Here is a 22,251-nt window from a genome sequence, read left to right on the forward strand (position 1 = left end):
TCATCCTCCCACGTCGAAGAGACCGGCGACGGCGGCTCTGTCCGGTTTGCCCGGACCCCGCAGGGGAACGGCCTGTGCGGCGGTGACGCGCCGGGGCAGCGCGTGGTCGGGGACGTGGCCGCGCAGGTGCTCGCGGACCTCGACGACCGACAGTGGCCGTGCGCCCGCCTCGGGCACGACGAGGAGGCTCACCGCCTGCCCCCACTCCGGGTCGGGCGTGCCGACGACGACCGCCTCGCGCACCCCCGGCACGTGCTCGACGGCCGCCTCCTCGACCGGCCGGGGCGCGACCTTCATCCCCCCGGTGACGACGACGTCGTCGAGCCGGCCGTCGACGTGCAGCCGGCCGTCCTCGCCGAGGTGCCCGCCGTCGTCGGTGCGGAACCACCGCGAGCCGTCGGGGTCGACGGTGAAGGCGCGGAAGGTGAGGTCGGGCCGCCCGAGGTAGCCGTGCGCGAGGGTCGCGCCCCCGAGGTGCACCCGGCCCTCGTCGTCGAGGCGGACGCCGGCGCCGGTCAGGGCCCGGCCGTCGTAGACGCAGCCACCGCACGTCTCGCTCATCCCGTAGGTCGTCACGACGCGCACCCCGGCGGCCTCGGCCCGGCGGCGCAGGGTGGGCGGTGTCGCGGCGCCCCCGACGAGCACGCCGTGCAGGGAGGCCAGGGCGGCGGTCGCCGCGGGGTCCTCGAGGAGGCGGACGAGCTGGGTCGGCACGAGCGACGTGTAGTGGCGGTGCTGGGGGTCGAGGCGCCGGACGCCGGCCACGAAGGCGGTGGGGGAGAACCCGTTCGCGAGGTCCATGACCACCGGCACCGTCCCGGCGTCCAGCCCGCGCAGGAGCACCTGGAGGCCGGCGACGTGCCCCGCGGGAAGGGTCAGTAGCCACTGCCCGGGGCCGCCGAGGCGCTCGTGGGTGGCGTGCGCGCTCGCGGTCAGGGCGCTCGCGCCGAGCATCGCCAGCTTCGGGGTGCCGGTCGAGCCGGACGTCCCGACGACGACGGCGAGGTCCTCGGGCAGGGCGGCCGCCGCGAACCGGGGCAGCTCGGGGACGGGACCGCTGGCGACGTGGGGCAGCACCGCGCCACCGCCGTCGAGGGCGCGGCGCAGGCGGGGGAGGACCGACGCGGCGCCGTCGCCGGGGGCACGGGCAGAGGGTCGAGGTCCACGGCGCCCACTCTAGGAGCCGGCCCGCGCCGCCCTGCACTGGCCGCCGCGCCCCGGATCCGGGAGCATGGCCTCACGCCGAGGAGGTGGCCCGTGGACGAGGTGATCGCGACGCACCTGGAGCAGGTCCGTGCCCACCGGGCCGAGCTGGGGGAGTCGATGGCCGCGCTCGACGCCGCCCTCGCCCTGCCCGTCGGTCTGGGGCCGGTGTGGCGCAGGCGGGTCCGTGCCGCGCTCACCGAGCTCGCCCACGACCTGCGCGACCACGTGGCGCTCACCGAGGCCCCCGGCGGCCTCTACGACGACCTGCGGGCCCACGCGCCCCGGCTCTCGCGGGAGGTCGACCACCGCACGGCCGAGCACGTCGAGCTGCTCGCCGAGGTCGACCGGCTGCTCGGCGAGCGCGACGACGGGCTCGAGGGGCCCGAGGCGGTCGACGCCCACCGGGAGGCCGCGACGGCCCTCATCGGCCGGCTGGTGCGCCACCGCCAGCGCGGCTCCGACCTCGTCTTCGAGGCCTACGAGGTCGACCTCGGCGGCTCCGGCTGACGGTCGGTCGCTACGGCTGGACGGGCGGTACGAAGTCGAAGGTGCTGCCGAGCAGCCAGACCAGCAGCAGGATCACCGGCAGGTGGATGACGAACTGCAGGAAGGTGAACCCGACGAGGTCACGCGCCCTCAGCTTGAGGACCGCGAGCAGCGGCAGCATGAAGAACGGGTTGACGAGGTTCGGCAGCGCCTCGGCCATGTTGTAGATCTGCACGGTCCAGCCGAGGTTCATCTGCACGTCCGTCGCGGCCTGCATGACGTACGGCGCCTCGACGAGCCACTTGCCGCCACCGGACGGCACGAGGATGCCGAGCACGGCCGTGTACACCGCGAGCGCGACGGCGAACCCGCCCCCGCCGCCGAACGAGGTGAAGATGCTCGACAGGTGGTCGGAGAGGGTCTCGCCGCCGCGGCCCTCCGCCTTCGTGAGGACGGCGGCCATCGCGGCGTAGAGCGGGAACTGGACGAGGATGCCGGCCGTCGCCGGCACCGCCTTCTGCACGGCCATGAGGAAGCGGCGCGGCGTGCCGTGGAGGACGAGCCCGAGGACGAGGAAGACGAGCAGGTAGCCGTTGAGGCTGCTGAGGACCGCGACGGCCGACTTCTCGAGCAGCTGCCCGACGAGCCAGCCGAGCGTGATGACCCCGAGCAGCACCGGCAGGACGCGCGAGTACTCCAGCCACTCGCCGGGGCGCTCGCGGACCGGTGGCTCGTCCGGGAGGTCCTCGGTGTCGATGCCCATGTCCGCCGCCGTGCGCACGGAGGCGCCGCGCGGGCACGACGCCCAGGCGATGACCGTCGTCAGGACGATGAGCAGCAGGGCCGAGACCATCGACTGCCAGGTGAAGATCGTCGTGCCGAAGTCGAGCACCCCGGTGATGTCGAGCAGGGGTGCCGGGAGCGAGGCCGGGGTGGCCTGGAGCTGGGCCGCCGAGGAGGACAGGCCGAGGGCCCACACCGCGCCGAGGCCCATGAACGCCGCGGCGCCGAGCGCGCGGTAGTCGACGCGCAGGTCCTCGCGGCGGGCGACGGCCCGGGCGAGCAGCCCGCCGAAGATCAGCGACAGGCCCCAGTTGAGCAGCGAGACGCTCATCGAGAGCAGGGCGACGAAGGCCACCGCGCGCCGAGGGTCGTTCGGCACGTTCGCGAGGGCCTCGATGAGCCGGGCCACCGGCGGGGCGGTCGCGACGACGTACCCGGTGAGGACGACCATCGCCATCTGCAGAGAGAAGGCTCCAATGTCGGTGTTCACATCGCTGGCCCGCCGGGCGGCCAAGAAGGTCCGTGGCGCCCGCGTGGCCCACCTGTGGCGCGCGCAGGGTGAGCCGCTCGACTTCCCCGTCATCGTGCGCAAGGGGACGCTCACCGCCTGCCCGCACGGGATCGGGCTCGTCGACGGCTTCCAGTTCAACCTCGAGTACATGGCCGCCCCGATCGGCCACGGGGCACTCTGGGACCGGCTGTCGGCGCTGTACCCGGTGACGCGGATCGCGTACATGCTCCACTGCAAGGACTGCCGGGCCGCCGCCGGCCACGCCGAGTACCCCAACCTGCTCAACGAGTGGCGCCCGTGAGCGTCGACGCCTGACTCACCGCGGTGGCGTCGCGCCCGGTCGCTCCATCCACCGCCGGACAGTCACACCGAAGCCACGCTGGCCGTCGATGACCGACCACTCGCCGACCCCGTACTCGGACTCTTCCCATCCGTCGTCGGCGAGCTGCTGGCGCCAGGCCTTGGCGTCGCCGTCGCCCTCGCGCCACCGGAAGGTCCGGTAGACCCAGCCGCCCCGCTGCCCGCCCATCCGCGGAGGCTACCCGGGCATGACGAAAGCCGCCCCCGACCCAGTCCGTGAGGACCGAGCCGGGGGCGGCTTCCTGTGCAGGGTGGCGCGCTCGAGCGCCGGCAGTTACGGGGTGAGCTGCTGGCCAGCCGGGCCGGTCACGTTGGTGAAGGTCCAGCCTGCCTTGTTGCCCTCGACGAGGACGGGGCCCCAGTTGCCGGAGCGGAAGATGCTCACGTTCCGCAGCGTCGACGCGGCGCGGGCGGGCGCGGTGTAGAAGGTGTACCCGCCGCCGGCGAGCCGGACGTTGTCGACGGTCACACCGCGGATGCCCTGGCCGACGTCCTCGAGGTAGAGGGCGGCGTTCTTCTGCGGCTGCCACGGGCCCATGTCGACGATCGCGTTCCGGATCGCGAGGTTCGTGACGCCCCGGACCTGGATGCCGTCGCCGTGCGCGTCGGACCCGGACGGGAAGGTGAACCCGTCGGCGATCAGCCCGTCGATGACCACGTTGCTGATCTGGAAGCGGGCATTCGAGAAGATGTCGATGCCGTCGCCGTCGGAGCCGCGGACCCGCACCCCGGTCATGGTGACGCCGTCGATCGCGTTGTAGTACGAGTCGACGAACACGCCGCCGGTGTCCACCCGGTCGAGGACGTACCGGCCGGTCCCGTACATCGTCACCGCGGGCGCCTTGACGTTGCGCAGGGTCACGCCGGCGGCGTCGAGCCGGACCGCGCTGGTGAACTCCACGTTCGCGTAGGTTCCGGCCGGCAGGGTGCCGCCGGCGCGCTTCGTGAGGCTGCCCGTGGTGCCGACCGACGCCTCCGTCGGCAGACCAGCCGCGCCCGTGGCCGACGGGGACGGGGTGCTCGTCGACGACGAGGACGGCGTCGACCACGGCGACGTCGACACAGTCGAGCTGGGCGAGCCGCTCGGGCTCGGCTCCGCCGGCGTGTCCGTCGGGGTCGCCGTGACGGTGACCGTCGCGGCCGCCGCGAGCGGCACCGAGCAGTGCACGTCGAACGACACCACGGTGGCGCCCTGCGTCACCTTCGGGTCCTTCGTGCACGTCGCGCGGACGTCGGGGCTGGCGCCGAGCGCGACAGCGCCGGCGAAGGCCGCAACCGCGAGTGCAGCTGCGGCCGCGGCGTACCGCCTGGTGGTGGTGGTCATTGGAACCTCTCGGATGGTGGGGTCAGGGAAGGTCCCGGCCGGGGCACGCAAGGGCGCGCCCAGTCGGGTTCGTGGTGAGTGGCTCAGCTGCGACGGAGGTGGATGGTCGGGCCAGGGCGAGCGATGACCTCGGGGTTGTTGACGGCCCGCAGCTCCGGTGTCGTCTCCACGCTGATGACCGCGGCGACGTCGACGTCCTCGTCCTCGGGCGCGCGCGCGCCGGCGACGAGCCACTTCGGCCGGCCGGCCGCCGTCGACGACGGCTCCTGCCAGGTCTGGCCGCCGTCGAACGACGCCCGCCAGGTCTCGGCCGCGACCGCCGGCGTGGTCGACGGGCCGGGGTCGTAGTACTCCCGGCCGAAGGGGGACAGCTTCACGGGGACCTCCTGGAAGGTGACGGGACGGTGGTGCTCGTCGACGGCCACAGCTCGCTGACGCTCGAGCAGGCGTAGCGGCCGGGTGCGCTCGTCGAAGTCGACGGCACGGCCGATCTCCGCGAACGCGACGGGACGGACCCGCTCCTCGAAGCCGAGGAAGGTCACCTCCCGTGCCGGCGCCGTGGCGTGACCGGCGCCGGACAGGGTGCCCCCACCCGACAGGCCGCTCGGGCTCGAGCTCGATGCGGTGCCCGATCCCGAGAGGGACCCGGCGCCGGACAGGGCGGCACTCAGCTCGACGGAAGGCAGGCTCGAGGGCGACAGCTGGCCTGATCCCGTGAGGGAGACCGTGAGGCGGACGGCCGCGCCTCCGGCTGCACTGAGCGCTCCTGCGCCCATCAGTGCCGCGGAACCGGTAGCGCTCTCACTCGCCGAGCTCGACGCGCTGAGCGTCCCAGTCCCGGACAGCGACGCGACGGAGGTCGCGCCAGTGCGCCCGGGGCCCGTCAGGGAGCCGGTGCCGGCGAGCGCGGCCGCGGTCGATGGTGCTGTGGCGTCGCTGCCCGTGAGGGACCCTGCGCCGTTCAGCGTCGCGGAGGCGGCAACGGCCGGGCGGCCCGCGGTAGAGAGTGCGCCCGATCCTGTGAGCGCGGCAGCGGCTGCCGGCGCGGGCACGGTGCCAGATGCCGCGAGTGAGCCAGACCCGCTGAGGTTCGCGGCCGTCGTCGAGGCGGGGCCGGCTGTCCCGGTCAGACTGCCTGAGCCGGTCATGGCCGCGGCCACGGACGAGGCCGACGAGGAGGTCCCGGTCAAGGCCCCAGAACCGGACAGGGCTGCCGTGGACGCCCCCGACGGCCGGCTGGTGCCGCCGAGCGTCCCTGAGCCACTCAGGGCGGCGCTGACGGAGGCGCCCGGGCTGGCGGAGCCCGAGAGGCTGCCGGAGCCGGAGAGCCCGGCTGTGGCCGCCGGGCGGGGCGTCCCAGACGCGGCCAGCGACCCGGACCCGACGAGCGCGGCGGTGGCCGCCGGGCGGGGTGTGCCAGAGGCGGCCAGCGCGCCGGAGCCGGCGAGCGCGGCGCTGGTGGATCCTGCCCCGGAGCCGGCGGCGGCGAGAGAACCGGACCCGGTCAGAGTCGCCGCCCCGGTGCCGAGCGGGGTGCCCGTCGCGGCGAGAGTGCCTGAGCCCGACAGCGCCAAGGCCACGCTCGCGGCGATGGCAGCAGCACCAGCAGTGAGGGAGCCCAAGCCCGACAGCCCGGCCGATCCCGCGTACGAGCCGCCGCCGGCGGCGGTCGCGCGGCGGAAGGTGACGATCACGACCGGCGCGCGCGAGGAGAGCGATGCGGTCCACGTGGCGCTGACCGGGACGGCGCTGGCCTGGGTGAGGTCCTCGATCGCGCACTGGTAGTCGCCCGCGCCCTCGACCCGCTTCGTGAAGCCGGCGCCCGCCGTGAACGTCGTTGCGGCCCGCCATGCCTGCTGGGCGGCGCCGACGACGAGCTGCCCGGCGGTGTCGGGGGTGACGGGACCGGCAGAGAACGACGTCCCGTCGGCGGCGGCGTACCCGAACGCGACCTTGTCGACCGAGGCGAGGTTGGTGTGCTCGGTCATCGCGACGCGGCGGAACCCCGCGGCCGCGCTGAACGTGACGGTCACCGTCGTCGTCCCGCCGGTCAGGGTGGGGCACCACGCGACGCCGATCCCGGCGCCGTTGCTGGTCTTGTAGTAGTTCAGCCCGGTGTTGGGGTCGGCGATCAGCAACCACGCCTTGCCGGTGCTGTCCGTGACGCTGACCGGCACAGGCGGGGACCCGGCGGTGGCGTCCCACGCGAAGACGATGAACCCCTGGGCGCCAGGGGTGCAGGGCCCGTTGTAGGTGGCCGAGACCGTCGTCGACGTGGCGTCGGTGCCGGCAGGGCTCGAGCCGACGTTGCCGGTGAAGCCAGGAGCCAGGAGCGCGCGCGACGGCGACAGCAGCGGGACGGGGAGCAGGCCGTGCGTCATCGGTCAGCTCCTCACTCAGGCGACGTCCCAGACCTCGAAGAGGAACGCCCCGAACGCGTCGTTCGCTGTGGTGTTGTTCGGCCCTCCGTACTTCAACCCAGTCGACGCCACCGCGGTCTCGACCCCGTAGGCGGCGTCCCACGTCTGCGCGGAGCCGGGGGTCAGGCCGGTGACGAGGAACTGCGCCTCCACGGTCAGGAACGTGGTCGCCGCGGCCACCCCGTTGACCAGGCCGGCCGGCGCCACCCGACCCAGCACCGTCGCACCGGACACCACCCCGAGCAGGATCTGCGGGTAGGTCGTCGCCCCGTGCAGCGTCCCCTGCAGCCGGACCAGGGCGGTCCCGTTGGCGGGGGCGGTGAACGCGACGCGGAGGTTCGTGGTGTCGATGGCGGTCATCGCCAGCGCCGCCGTCGTCGCCTTGCTGACGGCGGTCGCCGGGTCGTACGCCTTCCCCGCGAGCAGGCTCACGGCGTCAGCTCTGGGTGTAGGTGACGTTGATCGTGTACGTGCCCTGGGAGACGAAGGGCTGGTCGACGATGTCGAAGGTGTCGCGCACGTCCGCGGTGCCCGGGGTGACGCTGACGCAGGCTCCGAAGAACGCCGGCGTGACGCCCGAGGGCACGTCGAACGTCCCCGCCCCGGAGATCGCCGACGCCGACGCGGCGCCCCAGTTGAGGGCCTTGCGGTTGTACGCCGGCGACCCGCCGGTCAGCTCACCGGTCGCGGTGCCGGTGGCACCGGGGTCCGCGGTGAACAGCGCGCCGTATGGGGCGGCCGCGCCGTAGGCGGTGGCGAGCGCGTTGCGCTGGGCCAATGTACGAACGGACATCGGTCAGTCCTCCTGCGTCGCGGGACGGACGGTGCCGGCCTCGGGGTGGTTGATGCCGGCGGGCACGGCCGTCTGGCCGTGGTAGCCGCCGGGGCCGGCGTCGGGCTCGTCGGAGACGGCGACGTCGTCCCAGCCGCGGGCGCGGGCGGCCGCGACGTACTCGTCGACGAACTCCGGGTTCACGTAGTCCTCCGCGACGTCCTCCCGGACACCGGGCGGGCCGCCCGGGACCTCGGGGGCGACGACGCGGAACCGGCGCATGGTGACCTTCCGCTTCGTGATGCGCGGGTCGGCCGAGGTCTTGCTCATGGGGCACTCCTTGCGGTGAGGGTGGGGTGGGCGAGGAACCGGCCGAGGGCGAAGAGCCCCCGGCCGGCGACGGCGAGCGCGATGACGGCGACGACGACCTGGCGCTCGGTCAGGTCGAAGAGTCGGGACACGGGGTCAGCCCTCGCGGACGGCCCAGTCGGGCAGGTCCGGGAGGGGCACCTGCTGGCCCGCGAACGGATGGGTCGAGTCGGTGAGGAACTCGAAGACCCCCGCCCGCAGGAAGGAGTGGCACACCCACTCGCGCGGACCGTCGGTCCCGTGCATCGTGTAGCGGGTCAGGATCGACGGCGACAGGGTGGGCGTCTCGAGGTCCCCGTCGAAGTCCCAACGGGCGCGGCCTTCGGGCACGTCGCCGCCGACGGGCAGCATGTGCAGTCCGACGTCACCCCCACGGGCACAGCCCGGGCAGACGAACATCAGCGCCTGGTACTCGCGGCCGTGGTCGTCGACCGTCCGGAGGGCGGCCTTCACCGTCAGACCTCGGGCGCGGCGCGTAGACCGTGGCGGGCGCGGTACTCGAGCAGCGGCTCGCCCGTCGGGGTCTTCGTGTCCGTGCGCCAGAACAGGATCAGCATGGGCACGATCGCGAGCGCCTGGTTGCCGAGGTCCCCGAGGTAGGAGGCTTGGCCGTCGGTCAGGACCCCGACGAGCTTGAGTGCGGCGAGCAGCGCGAGCTGGGCGGCGTACAGGACCTTGACCTCGATGCGGCGCGCCTTCCACGTCCCGAGGACGAGCGCCACCAGGTCGAGCGCCGCCGCGACGACGCCGACCCAGCCGGTGACCCACGAGTCGGTCCGGACGCCGGCGACGACCAGCAACGTGCCGAGCGCGGCGAGCAGCCCGTAGAAGGCCTTGCGCTTCGCCGGGTCGAGGACCCAGGCGACGAAGGCGACGAGCCACGCGGCCGGCGCGAAGCCGACGATGCGCGGGCTCACGGGGTCACCTCCTGCGGCCGCACCACGACCTCGATCTGCGCGGCCTCGGACAGTGCCTCCCTGACGGCGGCCTTGACCTCGTCCTCGGTGAGTGCGCCGCCCTTGAGGGCCTGTGCCTCGGCGATCTTCCGTGCCTGGATGGCGTTGTCGCGGGCCTCGAGGGACCAGCGCATGATGAGGTCGAGCGCGCGGGGGATGGCCACGGCGGGCTCGTTCTTGCCGAGCATGGCGCTCGGCACGACCTTGTCGGTGATGGGCATGTCGTCCTCCTGGTGGTTGGTGCCCGCGAAGTAGGCGACGCGAGCCATGAAGTGGTCCCACGGGAACTGGGCCCCGCAGTCGGTGTGGTCGGAGCGCTTGTAGACGCGGTTCACGGCCCAGTGGTCGACGATCCCGGCCTTGCCGGCGGCGAGCTGGGCGTCGGTGAGGTGCACCATCGGGATGCCCTCGTGCTGCGCGAGAGCGACGACGAGCCGGGCGGTCCTGTCGAGCATCGCGAGGCTGTAGGGGTCGAGCCACTGCTCGCGCGTCTGGGTGGTCCCGGCCTGCTCGATCTGGATGCCGTCGTGGTTCGCCCCGGGGGCGGCCCACGCGACGTCCTCGAGGGGGACCTGGAAGACGGTCGAGTCGTTGTCGGTGGTGAAGTGGCTCGAGGCCTTGACGCCCGACTGGAAGTACTTCGCCACGCCCTCGGCCGCGGAGGCGGTCTCCGGGGTGACGGCGAAGTGCAGCACGATCAGGCGGATCCGGCGGCCACCGACCTTCGTGTAGCGCGTCGAGGGGATGGCCTTGGTGACGCCGGCGTCGGCGAGCCACTTGGGGATGGAGAGAGACACGGCTGTCCTCCTGAGTGGGGTAGATCAGAGGCAGATGCCGAGCAGGTCGCAGACCGTGCCGGTGATCGGACCGCGGTCGCTGCCGCGGTCCGTGGGAGTCGGGGTGGGCGCCGGTGGCGGCGAGCTCGGTGCCGTGGCGCTGCCGCCGCCGGAGGTCGGTGCGCGCGCGGCCGGCGACCTTGCCGGGGCGCCCTCGGTCGCTGGCGAGCCGCTCGTCGACGACCCCTCGCTTGAGGGGCTCGAGGACGATGAGGGCGCCTGCCTGGCCGGCAGCGCCGGGCAGCCGAGGCTCTTGCCAGCTCGTGCGAGCGTCGCCCGGCCCTGAGCGCTGGCGTCCTTGGCCACCTCGGCGAGCGCTGCGCAGAGCACGGCGTTCTGCTCGTCGAGCTGGGCCTGCACCTGGGCGGCTTCCTTCTCGCGCGCCTCGCGGCGCCCGGTGAGGTAGGACCGCAGCTCGGCCACCTCGTCACGGCTGAGGCCGGCGGTCTGCTCGGCGTTCTGCGCGACGCCGGTCAAGATCCCGAAGCCGATCGGCAACCCGATGCCGAAGAGCAGGCAGCTGACCGCGATCGCGACGAAGCCGGCACGTCGTCGGATGCCGGGCCCGACCCTGTCGTCGGGGCGCATGGGGGCGCTGCGGCGGCGGAACGGGACGGCTCGGTGTCGGCTCACTTGGGCTTCACCTCTCCGGTGTCCGGGTCGATCCGGTTGTCTCGGAGCAGCACGCGAAGGCGCACCTTCTCCTCGGTGTCGGCGTCGGCCGCGGCCTCGAGCTCACGGTTGCGGGCCTCGAGCTCGTTGATGCGCGTGTCCTGGCGGGAGTCGAAGTCGCGCTGCCTGCTCGAGCGGCTCGAGAGCAGGGCACCGATGAAGCCGAGCGCGCCGGCGCCGCCGAACAGGAACGGCAGGAGGTCGAGGGCGGTGGAGGTGTCAGCCGTCTTGATGGCTGCGGCGATCGTCGCGGCGAGCATCGGCTACCCCCGTCCACGGTTCGACCTCGCCGGCAGCAGCCCCCGGATCCACTCGAGCAGCCGATCGGCCCACGTCCTCCGTGAGGGTGCGAACTGCCGGGCGCATCCGTAGTAGAGGCACGCGAGGAGCAGTGGCGTCGACGGTGCGCCCCAAGCTGGGATCCGGTGCAGGGCGACCCACGAGCCGGCGACGAGCCCGGCGTACACGAGGTAGAACACGACCCCGACGGTGAGGGTGATGTTGAGGGCACGGGGGTGGCCGCGGCCGTCGCGGCCGATCGCCCACGCGACCGCGATCGCGCCGGCGAGCAGCAGCACCCCCCAGCTGTGCATCCCGCCGGGGACGGTGCGCAACAGCGCGAACGAGTCGGACGTCGCGACGGCGTTGCCGCCGTAGGCATAGCCGGTGCCGTCCGCGGCGGCCTTGCCGACGAGGCACCACGCGACGAACTTCGCGAAGAGCTCGCGGCGGGTGTGCGGCGGGGGTAGGTGCATGGCGGTCTCCGATGTCTCGGACACGCTCGGGCCTCCTCGGTCAGGTCCGGGGCGGGTGGGTGGTGGTGTCACTGGCCGACGACGTAGAAGCGGGGTCCCTGGCCGTAGGTCAGGCCGGTCGCAGGTGCCGTCGAGGGCAGCGAGGTGTGAGGCCCAGCGGACTTCACACCGGTGACGTCAGCCAGCGCGACGCCGGCGAACGAGAGGCCGGCCACCCTGCTGGCACGGCCGGTCCCGACACGGATGGCGGGGGCCCCGCCGTGCGCGGCGAAGCCGAGCCAGTAGGTCCCCCCAGCGAGGGGGAACGACCCGGCGGTCGTGGCACGGAACGATGAGAGGTTCGAGGCGATCGTGCCGAGCGAGTAGAGCCGCTTCCCAGGTCGCCCGTTGAGGTCGGCGTAGAGCGCCGCCTCGATCGTGGATCCCGCCGCGGTGGTGGTGATCTCGAGCGCCACCTGGGTGATCGCCCCCGGGCCGAGGTCGATCGGGACGAAGTGCGCCTCGTCCGCGGTCAACGTCAGGGTGGTGTTGCCCTGGTGCTCGGGCATGTAGTTGCCGCCGGTGCGGATGGCGGCAGGCTCGTGCACCGCCTTGTCGAGCTCGCGAGTGAACTTCACGAACGCCCCGGACGCGATGCTCAGGGTGTTCTGGCGGGCCACGTCGGTGCCGTTGCCGGCGGCCGACCACAGGGAGTAGCCGGCGTTCACGGTCGGGCCGGTGTTGCCGTACGGGGCCGACCCCGCGACCTGCGTGTCCCGGACCGCGTTGCGGTTCACCTTGGCCCGTGCGACCGAGGTGTAGCAGTCCAGGTACAGGCCCACCGAGTAGGTCGCATCGGCGAGCGCCGACGAGGCGACGTTCTCGAGGACGTTGTCGCTGATGTCGAGCCCGTCGACGTTGGAGAAGCGGAGATACATCCCGTTGTCCGGGGCGCCGACGATCCGGTTGCGGCTGATGCTGACTCCGCGGTCGATGGCGGTGTTCCCGGCCTCGCGCCGAACCCACTGGATCCCGTTGGCCACCGAGCCGATACCGACGGTCGACTGCCCGGCGTGGGTGGCGGCCGCCCAGATGATCGTGTTGTCGACGATGTCGACGTTGCTCATCGGGCCGCCGTCGCCGCTGTTCATCGCGATGCCGCACCCCCCGTTCTGCCAGGGGTGCGCGCGCCAGAGGAGGAAGTCGAGGCCGAAGACGTTGTCGTGGACCCGCACCCCGGTCATGCCTTGGGTGTACGGGGTGATGTGCAGGCCGTGGCCGCAGCCGATCGTGACGTTGTGGTGCCACTCGATCCCGATGTTCGGGAACGACGGGGAGGTGGAGAGCTGGCCGCCGTAGACGTACCCGATGACGGTGTTGTGGTGCACCTTCTGCGACGGGCCATGGGTGTCGACCGGGGAGATCGCCCCGAGCGCTGCCGACCCGCTGGTGACCCCGGCGGCGTAGGCGGAGAACGTGTTACCGGCGATCTCGAAGCCCACGGCGTCGATGTAGACCGTCGAGTGGTCGTGCAGCTGGGCGGAGGCGACGAGGCCGCCGATCTTGAGGAACTGGTTGTTCAGGACCCGCACGTCCCGCGCGCTGTTGGCCGAGCAGACCACCCAGGTCGAGTCGTGGTCGACGAAGGTGTTGCCCTCGACGCGGATGCCGGTGCCGTAGTCGGCTCGGATCGCCTGCCGGCGGCGGCCGTTGAGGTAGTTGCCCGAGGCGACGTCGCCGGCGGCCGGCTGGTTGTTCGTCGCGTTCCCGTCGAAGGTGAGGCCGTGCACGTACAGGCCCGACGCGTCGTTGGCTCCGGTGTTGAGCATGGCGTTCCACGGGCCGTTGGCGTTCTTCACCTTCAGCGTCCCGGACCCGAAGAGCTCGACCCCGGCTGTGGCGGTCAGGATGTCGCCGGAGCCGCTGATCAGGTAGGTGCCGGCCGGGACGTAGACCCGGCGTGAGCCGCCCGCGATCGCCGCGTTGATCGCGGCCTGGATCTCCGCGGTGTCGTCGGCGGTGCCGTTGCCGGCGGCGCCGTAGTCCTTGACGTTGACGGTCTCGGCCCCGCGCACGACCCGGTTGCCGTACAGCGGCTCGAGCGCCCCGCGCGTTCCGGACAGGCCGTCCCCGACGAGCGCGGCGACGGCGGCGTCCTCGGACAGGGTGAACGACGCCGCGGCCGCGAGCGCGGTGTGGGAGACGATGACCCGCTCGTACCCGGTGACGGTCTCGAGGATGGCGATCGGCTTGTTCTCGAGGGTGAAGCTGAGGAGCCCGTTGCGGTCGCTGGTGAGCGTGGCGAGGACGGCGCGGGTCGTCGCGTCGCGGATGGTGGCCTTCGCGCCGCGCAGGGTCCGGATGCCGCCGCTGGGGAGCACGTCCCAGACCGTCACCTGCTCGAAGTCAAAGTTGGCCACGTTCCCTCGATTCTGGTCGTCAGCGGGCGAAGAGGGCGAAGCCGCCGCAGATGGCGGTGTTCGCTGCGGCGCCGCCGGTGCTCGCCGCGGACAGGACCTGCACGGACAGGTCGAGGACCTGCCCCGAGGTCACGGCGAGCGAGCGCGACTGCAGCACCGTCGTCTGGTTGACGAGGTCGGCGAGGTTGATCAGGGTCGGGCCGGCGGTGCCCTCGATGACGCACCGGCAGTCGAACCGGTTCGGTGCCGAGTCCTGGAAGGTGACCAGGCCCCACGCGATGACCAGGGCCGTGTCGTACCCGGTGGGCACGGTGACGGTGGTGGAGGCCTTGGTGGCCATGCTCGTCGAGGTGGCCCAGCCGGTCGCGCTGTCGGTGCTGATGGCTCGCCACCCGGTGAGGTTGGCGAGCCACGAGTTGTCGATGCTGTTGTCCGGGAGGGTGAAGCTGCCAGTCACGTCGAGATCGCCGTTGACCGTCATCGGGCCGTCGACCCGTGAAGACCCGTTGACGTCGAGGTCACCGTTGAGCTCGACGTTGCCGTTGCCCTGCAGTCGGAATCCCTCGACCCCGGGGCGTAGGTGTCGGAGTCGAGACCGCCGACACCGTTGGGGCGCACGCCGGTCCCGAAGAAGGAGGACGCGGCTTTGAGGTTCGCGACGTCGCGCTGCAGCTCCTTGATGACCTTGAAGATGTCGATGCTCGGATCCGGGCGGCCGGCCATCACTGCACCTCCAGCACGTCGGCGACCTGCCACTCGACCTGCGCGGTGCCCGAGTCGGGCACCCGCACCACGGTGTTGATGCAGCGGGTCGTGAAGCCGTCGGCACCGCCGACCGGCTGGTCCCCGCCATAGACGTCGGTGTCGAGCACGGCCTGCACGTTCGAGCCTCGGGGGTGTTCGTCCAGTCCGCGGACGTGACCTCGCCCGCCTCCGGGTCGAGCGTGACCAGCGAGTAGGCGGTGGCGATGCCGGAGCGCTTCGCGAGCTCGGCCCGGGCGTTGCGCAGCAGGGTGTCAGCCTGCTGCACCGTGGAGTCGTCGACGAACGACGTCATCCGCGGCCAGCCGGCGGCCAGCAGCGCGGAGGCGGTAGCCGTCTTGCGCAGCTGCGCCTTCTCCTGCCCGGCTCCGGTGGCCACGACCGCCGTCGCGGCCTCACCGAGCTGCCTGGACCGGCCGAGGGCGATGACGTTGCCGCCGGCTCGGCGGTCAGGGACCCGAGGTGCGGGTCCCGGGAACAGGTCTCCGAGCAGCGCGACCTTGGCCGGCTGGTCCGGTGCGTCGGCCGGCACGGTCGCCTCGACGTACTCGAGCACCGCCTGCGGGTCGATGTGACCGTGGCGGTCAGCGAGGTAGAGCTGGCGCACGGGGTTGTCGAGGGTGCCACCGATGCTGATGTACCAGTCGGGTCCGCCGGCGGCCTCGCCGAGCTTGCGGAACTCCTTCCCGACAGTGGTCTTCGCCCAGGCCGTGAGGTCGGTCTTGACCGAGCTCGACGCACCGAGGCTCGAGCCGGTGTCGATCATCAGGTTCTGGCCGGCCACGGCCTGAGCGTCGTCGATGAGGTCGCGGAAGATCTGGTGGTCGTTGGTCAGCGTCGGCCACTGGTGGGGGCTCGCTGCGATCTTCTCCTCGAGGAACCAGCCCCACTCACGCGCGGTGAACGAGAAGGATCGGGGTCCGGACTGCTGCTCGGCGACCAGGACCCCGTCCCACCACGGGACGCCGTCTCGAGCGACGAGGACGCCGGAGAGCGGCAGGGCGAGCGTGGGCCGCCACATGGACAGGCCGGGCTCCACCGTCGACGTGAAGGTGCACTCCCCGTGGTCGTTGAGCGGGAGCGAGAAGGACAGACCGCGGGCCGGCACGAGCTCGTCGACGATGGCCGGGTTGTCGAACCTCGTCGCGTAGACCTCGTACCGGCTCACAGCAGGTACGTCCCGAAGACGTTGACGGCGTCACCGTTGGCGATCGCCTGCGACGTGGCGGTGAGGACGACGCCGCCGCCGGTGGAGGCGTAGGCGGCGAAGTCGGAGCCCGAGGGGCCGCCGCCGAGGGCACCGTTGGACTGTGCCGGCGTGAGCGCGGGGTCGATGTTGGCGATGGTGAGGTTCCCGATGTTGCCTGCGGCGAGCGCACCGCCGGTGCGGGTGACGTTGATCTGCACGGACACGACGTCGCCGTACCGCTTGTACAGGGACCCGCTGATGCTCCACCCGCTGTTGGCGGTGAAGATGCCGGCCCCGTCGACCCACCCGGTGTTGGTGGGCGGGACGACGCCGAACAGCCGCGTCGGCAAGCGGAGGTCCTCGATCTTGTTCGAGGGGATCGTGAGCGCGCCCGCAGCGTGCCGCAGGCGCGCCAGACGGACCGCGGTGGCCGGGACGGAGGGGTCCGTGGGGACCGCGTTGGGCGTGCCGACGATGACGCGGACGGACTCGGTGGCGTAGTCCATCACGACGATGTCGTTGCGCGGCACCCCGCTCATCGGGTTCGGACCCAGCACGTCGAGGGGGAAGAGTGCGTTGTTCAGCATCGGGAACGCGCCGGCCAGGCGCGAGTCCTGGACGACAGCTGCGCCGACGTCGATCTGCACCGAGCTCGAGGCGGTGGAGGTCTGGGTGACGGCCAGCCCGGTGAGCACGCCGTCGGTCGCGATGCCGGCGGAGTCCTGGGCGAAGAGGTACGAGAGGAACTGGCGGAGGTCCGCCTCCTGCTCGCCGGTCTTGGCCACCTTGAGAACGGTCACAGCCAGGCTCCTTCGTAGGACCACACGGAGAGGGATGCGGCAGGGTTGGCGTCGTCGGCGGTCCACTGGACGGTGGCCCCGCCGACCGGGATGGCCAGCCACTGCCCGATGAACGACACCCGGTTCCGCACCGAGATCCCCGCCAGCGGGTTCGACCTCGAAGCCAGCACGACCCGGCGGCGAGCGCAGTCGACGTCGAGGAACTGCCCGGCGGCAACCGTCCCGATGAAGGCGATCCGGTCGCCGGTCTCGGGCAGGGTGATGACGGGGTTGGTCACGGGCCCGTCGATCTGGACCCGGGGAAGTAGGACGTGCTGCCCTCGTTGAGGACCACGACCTGGCTGGGGTGGCGTCCGGGTCGACCCCCCAGTCGCGCGGCCACGTGCGCGGCCAGGTGCGGCCGGTGCCGGCGACAGAGCCGAGGCCAGCCGACCCGAAGGCCTCGAGCCCGTAGACCGTCGGGTCGTTGGCCGTGACCGTCAGGGTCCACCGCAGGCGCCGCTCGTTGACGACCTCCGCGCTGAACGTGTCCACCTCGACGAACCGGGTCCACAGCCCTGCCGCGTCCGTGACCGTCAGCGGGTACTCCGCGTCGCCGGCGAGCGCGACCAGCTCGCGCCGCTCGAGCGCGCACGCGGCCGGGTCGGCGTAGTCGGCCGTACCCGACGCCGTGATCTTCACGGCGTCGGCGAAGCCGGTCGAGGCCCACGACCCGGCCTGCTGCATCCGCTTCTGCCGGTCCCGCACCCGGTTGACCGACAGCCACCCCTCGAGGGTGTGGAGCCGGAACCGGCCACCGCGAGGGGAGGCTGCGGCGGTGAGGTCGAAGCCGCGGAGCTCGAGGGAGGAGGTCACAGGGTCTTCACTCCCATCGCCGTACCCATGTCCGCGGCCGAGACCGGCGCGACCAGCTGCAGGTCCTCGAGCTGTTCGCGGAGGGCTCGGGCCAGCCGGTCGTAGTCGATGCCTGCTGGGGCCCTGCCGTACGCAGAGGCGGCGTCGCGGCTCGTGTACGGGTCGAGGACTGTCCGGGCGCCCAGGGCCGCCCCAGCGGCCGTCAGCGGCGGTACCGCCGGCGGCCGGACGAGGTCCTCCATCGCGGCGCGCAGCTGCGGCCCGGTCTTCTGCAGGCCCTTGACGCCACCGAGGGGCACCCACTCGAGCAGCTTGGCCATGACGGTGGACGGGGAGTTAATGCCGAGGATGTCGGCCACCGGGCCCGGGATGTGGTCGGTGATGAACTTCTTCACGAACGAGGCCAGCTTCCCGGCCATGTTGCCGATGCCGGTGATGATGCCCCGCACGATGTCGGTGCCCTTGTCGACGAGCAGGTCCTTGAGGTTGCCGAGGCCCGAGAGGATCTTGCCGGGTAGGGACTTCACGAGGTTGACGACGGCCGCGACCTTGGTGTTCACCGACGAGACGACCCCGCCGAACCAGCCGGCGAAACGGCCCGGGAGAGAACCGAACCAGGACAGGGCGCCCTTGATCCAGTCGACCGCCGCACCGATGGCCCCACGGATCTGACCCCAGTGGCTGATGATGACGCCGAGCGGGGTGTAGCGCAGGAAGGCGTTCTTCACCCACGCCAGCGCCGCGGGGATCACTGCCCGCAGCCAGTCGACGACGACACCGATCCCGGTCTTGATGGCGTCCCAGGCGCCAGGACGATGGCGCGGAAGGTCTCGCTGTTCTTCCACGCGAGCACGATGGCCGCGACCAGGGCCGCGATCGCCACGACGACGATGCCGATCGGGTTGGCCGTCAGGGCGGCGTTCCACAGCCACTGGGCCGCCGTGACTATGCCGGTCGCGGCCGCGCCGGCGAGCATGGCCGCACGAGTCGCCACGAAGGCGGCCCCTGGGCGACGAGGCTGCCGACGGTGCGGGCCGAGGCCGCGACCCATGAGCCGGCGGTGGTGGCCGCCGAGGCAACCGAGGAAGCCGCCGTCGCGGTGTTCGAGGCGACCCACGCGGCCGCGGACCGGGCGGCTCCTGCGACGGACGCAGCCGCGGCGCGGGCGCGGGTGGCCATGCTCGTCTGCTCGGCCGCGGTCGAGGTTGCCGTGGTGGCTGCGACGGCGCGCTGCGACGTGGCGAGCGACCGGTTGGCCGCGGCGAGGGTGAGGGTCGAGCCGATCTGGCCGACCATGCCGATCGCGGAGTCCCGGCCGACGACGCTGTTCGCGGCCTGGGCGGCCTTGAGGGCGACGAGGGCCGAGATGACGTAGGGCAGCGCCGTGCCGACGAGGTCGGCGTGGTCGGCGATCCAGCCGAGGGCGTCGCCGATCAACGACAGGCTGGGGCCGATGGCAGGCCCGGCCGAGACCAGGTTGCTCGCGCCGGTGGAGATCATCGCGAGGGAGTTGCCGACGACGTCGCCGTCGGACCCGCCGAACTTGTCGAACAGGGACGCGACGGCGTCACGCAGCTGCAGCAGCGAGGAGACGGCCGAGGAGCCAGCGTCCCAGCCGAAGACCTCTGTCAGCTTGCCGGACACGTCGCCGCTCGAGAGGAGGGTCCACAGGCCCTGGGCGGCCGTGACGAAGGTGGTCACGCCGGCCGTGAGGCGGGGATCGCGGCGGTGACGAACTCGATGGCCCCGCCGAGGCCCTGCTTGATCAGCGGGAGGAGCGGCTCGACGACCTTGGCCATGCCCATGCCGATGGTGTCCTGCAGGGTGGACCACATGCCGCTGAGCGACTGGGACTGCTTGTCCATCAGGCCGGCGAAGCGCTCGAGGCCCTTGCCGGACTCGAGCGCGCTCATCAGCTGCCCGAGCTCCTCGCGGCCGAGCTTGCCCTTGTTGGCCAGCTCGGCGACCTGCTGGACGCTCTTGCCCGTGGCCGCGGCGAGCAGGTCGTACACCGGGATGCCGGCGTCGCGCAGCTGGTTGAGGTCCTCCATCGAGATCTTGCCGGCGGCGTTCATCTGCTGCAGGGCCACCGTGGCCCGCTTGACCCCCTCGGACCCGGTGCCCATACCGGACGTGGCGTTGCCCAGGTTGGTCATGATCGGGATGACCTTCTTCGCGTCGATCCCGACCGAGATCAGCGAGCCGGCCGCGGTCTGCAGCTCGGGAAAGGCGAACGGGGTCTTGGCGGCAAAGTCGGACAGGTCGGTGAGGAAGCTCTGGGCGTTCTTGGCCGAGCCGAGCATCGTGGTGAAGGAGATCTCCGCCTGCTCGTTCGCGGCCGCGGTCTTCACACCCAGCGCGCCAGCTGCGCCGGCGACGGTCAGGAACGCACCACCGGCGACCTTGAGCCCGGTCCGCATCGCCGCACCGAACCGGGACTGACGGCCCTCGGCGCGGTCGAGCGTGCGGTTGTACTGCGAGTCGTCGGCCTCGATGTAGGCGACGAGGGTGCCGAGGTCGAGGGACATTCGAGGACGCCCCTTCCGCTCGGGATCACTTCTGCGGGTTCGGCTTCGGCGGGTACTTGTCCCGGTGCAGCCGACCCTCGGTGCTCAGCAGGCCCTGGACGCGGAGCGCGAGCCACCGCCAGGTGCGCGACTCGAGCAGGCCGGGCTCGTCGACGTCGACGCCGTAGAACTCGTGCAGGTCCAGCTCGATCAGCGGCCACCGCTCGAGGAACCACTCCCACGTGGCTTCGCCGCCTTCTTGGCGCCCTTGCGGGACGCCTTCGTACCACTCGGCCCAGCCTTCTTCCGAGACCGTGCCGTGGCCCGTGACTGGTTCTGCATCAGCGCTTTTCCCTGACCACCACTCAGCCAGTAGGCCTGGGCGGCATCGGCGTCGGCGGTGGCGTACAGCAGCGCGGTCTGCGAGACCCGCTGCACCCACGGCCACGAGACACCGTCGTCGAGCATCTGCTTGAGCAGGTCCTCGCCGAGGATCAGCTCGTAGAGGTCCCGCTCCTCGTCGTCGTCGAGGACCGGGGCTTCGGTGCGGGCCGGGGTGGCATCGGCTTGTCCGGTCGAGGCGGCGCTGGTCCTGCTCGATCGAGGCTGCGAGCGCGAGGTTCATCATCCGCTGCGCGAACAGGCCGGCCTTGGCCGACATCGGCGGGATGGAGTACTCCTTCGGCTCGTCGAGCCCCGGGACCGGGACCGGCAGGACCAGGTTGTCGTCGAGGGCGCGGTCGAGCGCGGCGAACTTGGGCATGGTGGTGCTCCTTCGGCTGTTCGGCTGATCGGCTGGGCGTCACCGCAGACGCGGTGAGGGCGGGGCAGGCTCCAGCCGAAGAGCCCGCCCCCGCCCCGTTCATCGGGCAGACCCCGGTCAGGGGGTCGCCGGGTAGGGGTTGTGATCTTGTTCCGCTTGCCCTGGCCGGACAGCTTCGCGCTGACCTTGTCGAGGTCGGTGGTGCCGCCGCCGTCGGGCTCCCACGACGCGGAGGCGAAGCCCTGGTAGGCGTCGACGCCGCCGTTGCGGTCGAACCAGCGACCTCGACGACCGAGCCGGCCCGAACTGGTCGGCGGCGTTGCGGATGATCTCCTGACCGGGGTCGGCGCCTTCGTGGTGACCCCGATCTTGCGGAGGAGGCCGAGCTCGAGGGCCCAACCCATCCCGTCTTCATCTCGAGTCCAGCCGTCGGAGTCGAAGTCGGAGTCGTCCTCCATCTTGTTGTCGACGGTCGGCTTGAGGGAGTTGATCGCGCGCACGCGGACCCAGTCGGCGACGACGGTGTAGTTCGCGCTGCCGTCGGCGCTGATGTCGACCTTCGTGCCGCCCGGGGTCGCGGACACCTGGAAGGTGTTCGTGCTGACCGCGACGACGTAGTACACCGTCGCGGCCGCGAGCGGCGGGCGAGGGTGCCGGCGAAGGTGACCTGGTCACCGATCGACAGCCCGTGGTTCGTCTTCGTGATGTTGTCCGTCGTCGCCGTCGCGGTCGCGGTGACCTCGGTCGTCGGGGCACTGGGGTTCTTGACCTCGACCGCGAAGCGGCGGCGAGCTGGGAGACGAGCTGCTCGTCAGCCATGATGCCTGCTTTCTCGGGTCAGTCGACCCGTGTGGGGTGGGCGGGCCGAGGTGGCCCAGTAGTTGGAGACCTGCTCCCAGCGCCGGTTTCCGTCCTGCCCGAGGGAGGTGGCGGACCGGCGTGCGACCACCACGACGGGGATCTCGTTCCAGACGAGATCGCGAGCGCCGTGGAGGACGTTGAAGACCGCGTCGTCGAGCTCGAGCGCGGTGAACCTGTCGCCCGGCTTGCCGCGGGAGACGATCTGCAGCCCGACGACGACGTCGGACAGCTCGGGTCCTCGTCGACGGGGTAGACCGTGAGCGAGCCGGCGACGTCGGGTGTGGCCGGCAGGCCGTTGAGGAAGAGGGGCAGCCGGGCTCCGGTGAGCGGGCCGGAGCTGGCCGGTACTCGACGGCCCCCTGGTCGTTGAGCCACTGCGCGCATCCGCGGGCGAGCTTCTCGGACCACTTGTCGAGCGGGATCGGCTGCAGGCTCACCGGAACTCCTCGCGCAGCTCGTCGGCGAGCGCCTTCGCCTGCTCGGGCGTGTGCGCGCGAGCGCGGTCTCGAGGAACTTCGCTTGGCCGCCCCCGGGGTGGTCCCAGTCGAGGTGCTCGTGCTGGAAGGGGCTGCGACGTCGGTGTGTAGCGATCGCGGCCCGGTCGTCGTCCGTGGTGACCTTGCCGGAGTCCTTGAGGTCGCCGGTGGAGCTCAGGGGCTCGTTCG

28 protein-coding genes are annotated in these 22,251 nt (G+C 72.2%); 3 read left to right on the forward strand and 25 right to left on the reverse strand.

All coding sequences use genetic code 11. The features are described from left to right. A complete protein-coding gene (gene menE / locus G7075_RS19945; protein ID WP_240917782.1) occupies positions 1-1,077 on the reverse strand; it encodes an o-succinylbenzoate--CoA ligase in 1,077 nt (358 codons plus the stop codon). A gap of 180 nt (positions 1,078-1,257) precedes the next feature. On the opposite strand from menE, the gene G7075_RS19950 reads away from it, so the two are divergent. Beyond that, positions 1,258-1,713 (forward strand): hypothetical protein, encoded by a 456-nt coding sequence (locus G7075_RS19950; protein ID WP_166124126.1) that lies wholly within the window; start codon positions 1,258-1,260, stop codon positions 1,711-1,713. A 10-nt stretch (positions 1,714-1,723) separates the two neighbouring features. On the opposite strand, the gene G7075_RS19955 is transcribed toward G7075_RS19950, so the two are convergent. After that, on the reverse strand, positions 1,724-3,058 hold the full coding sequence (locus G7075_RS19955; protein WP_256378044.1) for a TIGR00366 family protein: 1,335 nt from the start codon (positions 3,056-3,058) through the stop codon (positions 1,724-1,726). On the opposite strand from G7075_RS19955, the gene G7075_RS21890 reads away from it, so the two are divergent. After that, positions 2,952-3,287: a hypothetical protein gene (locus G7075_RS21890; RefSeq protein WP_240917784.1), complete on the forward strand. Its 336-nt coding sequence runs from the start codon at positions 2,952-2,954 to the stop codon at positions 3,285-3,287. The two genes, G7075_RS19955 and G7075_RS21890, sit on opposite strands and share 107 nt — an antisense overlap. A gap of 15 nt (positions 3,288-3,302) precedes the next feature. Here G7075_RS21890 and G7075_RS19965 read toward each other — a convergent pair whose 3' ends face one another. The 23 genes from G7075_RS19965 to G7075_RS20070 all read right to left on the reverse strand — a co-directional run bounded on the left by G7075_RS19965 (position 3,303) and on the right by G7075_RS20070 (position 21,348). Further along, positions 3,303-3,515, reverse strand: a complete 213-nt coding sequence (locus tag G7075_RS19965) for a hypothetical protein (RefSeq protein WP_166124129.1) — start codon at positions 3,513-3,515, stop codon at positions 3,303-3,305. A gap of 105 nt (positions 3,516-3,620) precedes the next feature. After that, positions 3,621-4,670: a hypothetical protein gene (locus G7075_RS19970; protein ID WP_166124130.1), complete on the reverse strand. Its 1,050-nt coding sequence runs from the start codon at positions 4,668-4,670 to the stop codon at positions 3,621-3,623. A gap of 83 nt (positions 4,671-4,753) precedes the next feature. After that, the gene (locus G7075_RS19975) at positions 4,754-7,051 is read right to left on the reverse strand and encodes a hypothetical protein (RefSeq protein WP_166124131.1); all 2,298 of its coding nucleotides are present in this window, start codon (positions 7,049-7,051) and stop codon (positions 4,754-4,756) included. Positions 7,052-7,066: 15 nt separating this feature from the next. After that, positions 7,067-7,522, reverse strand: coding sequence for a hypothetical protein (locus tag G7075_RS19980; protein ID WP_166124132.1), 456 nt, complete (start codon positions 7,520-7,522; stop codon positions 7,067-7,069). 4 nt (positions 7,523-7,526) lie between these two features. Then, on the reverse strand, positions 7,527-7,883 hold the full coding sequence (locus tag G7075_RS19985; RefSeq protein WP_166119180.1) for a hypothetical protein: 357 nt from the start codon (positions 7,881-7,883) through the stop codon (positions 7,527-7,529). 3 nt (positions 7,884-7,886) lie between these two features. Further along, entirely contained in the window at positions 7,887-8,192 is a 306-nt protein-coding gene (locus tag G7075_RS19990) for a hypothetical protein (protein WP_166124133.1), read from the reverse strand. Continuing rightward, positions 8,189-8,323 (reverse strand): hypothetical protein, encoded by a 135-nt coding sequence (locus tag G7075_RS22180; RefSeq protein ID WP_256378045.1) that lies wholly within the window; start codon positions 8,321-8,323, stop codon positions 8,189-8,191. Before G7075_RS22180 ends, G7075_RS19990 begins: the two co-directional genes overlap by 4 nt. A 4-nt stretch (positions 8,324-8,327) precedes the next feature. Further along, on the reverse strand, positions 8,328-8,684 hold the full coding sequence (locus G7075_RS19995; RefSeq protein ID WP_205860580.1) for a DUF6527 family protein: 357 nt from the start codon (positions 8,682-8,684) through the stop codon (positions 8,328-8,330). A 2-nt stretch (positions 8,685-8,686) separates the two neighbouring features. Next, positions 8,687-9,148, reverse strand: a complete 462-nt coding sequence (locus tag G7075_RS20000) for a hypothetical protein (protein WP_166119184.1) — start codon at positions 9,146-9,148, stop codon at positions 8,687-8,689. Beyond that, complete coding sequence (locus G7075_RS20005; protein ID WP_166119187.1) at positions 9,145-9,984, reverse strand: N-acetylmuramoyl-L-alanine amidase; 840 nt, start codon at positions 9,982-9,984, stop codon at positions 9,145-9,147. Before G7075_RS20005 ends, G7075_RS20000 begins: the two co-directional genes overlap by 4 nt. 24 nt (positions 9,985-10,008) lie before the next feature. Further along, complete coding sequence (locus G7075_RS20010) at positions 10,009-10,656, reverse strand: hypothetical protein (protein WP_166119189.1); 648 nt, start codon at positions 10,654-10,656, stop codon at positions 10,009-10,011. Beyond that, positions 10,653-10,955 (reverse strand): hypothetical protein, encoded by a 303-nt coding sequence (locus G7075_RS20015; RefSeq protein WP_166119192.1) that lies wholly within the window; start codon positions 10,953-10,955, stop codon positions 10,653-10,655. Before G7075_RS20015 ends, G7075_RS20010 begins: the two co-directional genes overlap by 4 nt. Positions 10,956-10,958: 3 nt before the next feature. Then, on the reverse strand, positions 10,959-11,474 hold the full coding sequence (locus G7075_RS20020; RefSeq protein WP_166119194.1) for a hypothetical protein: 516 nt from the start codon (positions 11,472-11,474) through the stop codon (positions 10,959-10,961). Between the two features lie 44 nt (positions 11,475-11,518). After that, a complete protein-coding gene (locus tag G7075_RS20025) occupies positions 11,519-13,849 on the reverse strand; it encodes a glycosyl hydrolase family 28-related protein (protein ID WP_205860581.1) in 2,331 nt (776 codons plus the stop codon). Positions 13,850-13,868: 19 nt separating this feature from the next. Beyond that, the gene (locus G7075_RS20030; RefSeq protein WP_166124134.1) at positions 13,869-15,779 is read right to left on the reverse strand and encodes a hypothetical protein; all 1,911 of its coding nucleotides are present in this window, start codon (positions 15,777-15,779) and stop codon (positions 13,869-13,871) included. Beyond that, entirely contained in the window at positions 15,776-16,600 is an 825-nt protein-coding gene (locus G7075_RS20035) for a hypothetical protein (protein WP_166124135.1), read from the reverse strand. The genes G7075_RS20030 and G7075_RS20035 overlap by 4 nt, the downstream gene beginning before the upstream one ends. After that, positions 16,597-16,878 (reverse strand): hypothetical protein, encoded by a 282-nt coding sequence (locus tag G7075_RS20040; protein ID WP_166124136.1) that lies wholly within the window; start codon positions 16,876-16,878, stop codon positions 16,597-16,599. Before G7075_RS20040 ends, G7075_RS20035 begins: the two co-directional genes overlap by 4 nt. A 573-nt stretch (positions 16,879-17,451) precedes the next feature. After that, positions 17,452-18,300, reverse strand: a complete 849-nt coding sequence (locus tag G7075_RS20045; protein WP_166124137.1) for a hypothetical protein — start codon at positions 18,298-18,300, stop codon at positions 17,452-17,454. Beyond that, complete coding sequence (locus G7075_RS20050; RefSeq protein ID WP_166124138.1) at positions 18,204-18,431, reverse strand: hypothetical protein; 228 nt, start codon at positions 18,429-18,431, stop codon at positions 18,204-18,206. Before G7075_RS20050 ends, G7075_RS20045 begins: the two co-directional genes overlap by 97 nt. Continuing rightward, the gene (locus G7075_RS20055) at positions 18,401-19,156 is read right to left on the reverse strand and encodes a hypothetical protein (RefSeq protein WP_166124139.1); all 756 of its coding nucleotides are present in this window, start codon (positions 19,154-19,156) and stop codon (positions 18,401-18,403) included. Before G7075_RS20055 ends, G7075_RS20050 begins: the two co-directional genes overlap by 31 nt. Next, complete coding sequence (locus tag G7075_RS20060; protein ID WP_166124140.1) at positions 19,153-19,983, reverse strand: tape measure protein; 831 nt, start codon at positions 19,981-19,983, stop codon at positions 19,153-19,155. Before G7075_RS20060 ends, G7075_RS20055 begins: the two co-directional genes overlap by 4 nt. A gap of 189 nt (positions 19,984-20,172) precedes the next feature. Further along, the gene (locus tag G7075_RS20065) at positions 20,173-20,430 is read right to left on the reverse strand and encodes a hypothetical protein (protein WP_166124141.1); all 258 of its coding nucleotides are present in this window, start codon (positions 20,428-20,430) and stop codon (positions 20,173-20,175) included. Between the two features lie 156 nt (positions 20,431-20,586). Continuing rightward, entirely contained in the window at positions 20,587-21,348 is a 762-nt protein-coding gene (locus G7075_RS20070) for a phage tail tube protein (RefSeq protein WP_166124142.1), read from the reverse strand. Positions 21,349-21,387: 39 nt separating this feature from the next. On the opposite strand from G7075_RS20070, the gene G7075_RS20075 reads away from it, so the two are divergent. Next, complete coding sequence (locus G7075_RS20075; RefSeq protein ID WP_166124143.1) at positions 21,388-21,546, forward strand: hypothetical protein; 159 nt, start codon at positions 21,388-21,390, stop codon at positions 21,544-21,546. The last annotated feature ends 705 nt before the right edge of the window (positions 21,547-22,251 follow it).

The sequence above is a fragment of the Phycicoccus sp. HDW14 genome, assembly GCF_011383005.1.
In the GTDB taxonomy this organism is placed as follows: domain Bacteria; phylum Actinomycetota; class Actinomycetes; order Actinomycetales; family Dermatophilaceae; genus Phycicoccus.

Excerpts from the sequence above, each read along its gene's own strand:
- G7075_RS21890 (WP_240917784.1), top strand. The coding sequence starts at position 2,952 with ATGTCGGTGTTCACATCGCTGGCCCGCCGGGCGGCCAAGAAGGTCCGT.
- G7075_RS19955 (WP_256378044.1), bottom strand. The coding sequence starts at position 3,058 with ATGACGGGGAAGTCGAGCGGCTCACCCTGCGCGCGCCACAGGTGGGCC.
- G7075_RS19965 (WP_166124129.1), bottom strand. The coding sequence starts at position 3,515 with ATGGGCGGGCAGCGGGGCGGCTGGGTCTACCGGACCTTCCGGTGGCGC.
- G7075_RS19970 (WP_166124130.1), bottom strand. The coding sequence starts at position 4,670 with ATGACCACCACCACCAGGCGGTACGCCGCGGCCGCAGCTGCACTCGCG.
- G7075_RS19975 (WP_166124131.1), bottom strand. The coding sequence starts at position 7,051 with ATGACGCACGGCCTGCTCCCCGTCCCGCTGCTGTCGCCGTCGCGCGCG.
- G7075_RS19985 (WP_166119180.1), bottom strand. The coding sequence starts at position 7,883 with ATGTCCGTTCGTACATTGGCCCAGCGCAACGCGCTCGCCACCGCCTAC.
- G7075_RS19990 (WP_166124133.1), bottom strand. The coding sequence starts at position 8,192 with ATGAGCAAGACCTCGGCCGACCCGCGCATCACGAAGCGGAAGGTCACC.
- G7075_RS20015 (WP_166119192.1), bottom strand. The coding sequence starts at position 10,955 with ATGCTCGCCGCGACGATCGCCGCAGCCATCAAGACGGCTGACACCTCC.
- G7075_RS20050 (WP_166124138.1), bottom strand. The coding sequence starts at position 18,431 with ATGCTCGCCGGCGCGGCCGCGACCGGCATAGTCACGGCGGCCCAGTGG.
- G7075_RS20060 (WP_166124140.1), bottom strand. The coding sequence starts at position 19,983 with ATGTCCCTCGACCTCGGCACCCTCGTCGCCTACATCGAGGCCGACGAC.
- G7075_RS20065 (WP_166124141.1), bottom strand. The coding sequence starts at position 20,430 with ATGCTCGACGACGGTGTCTCGTGGCCGTGGGTGCAGCGGGTCTCGCAG.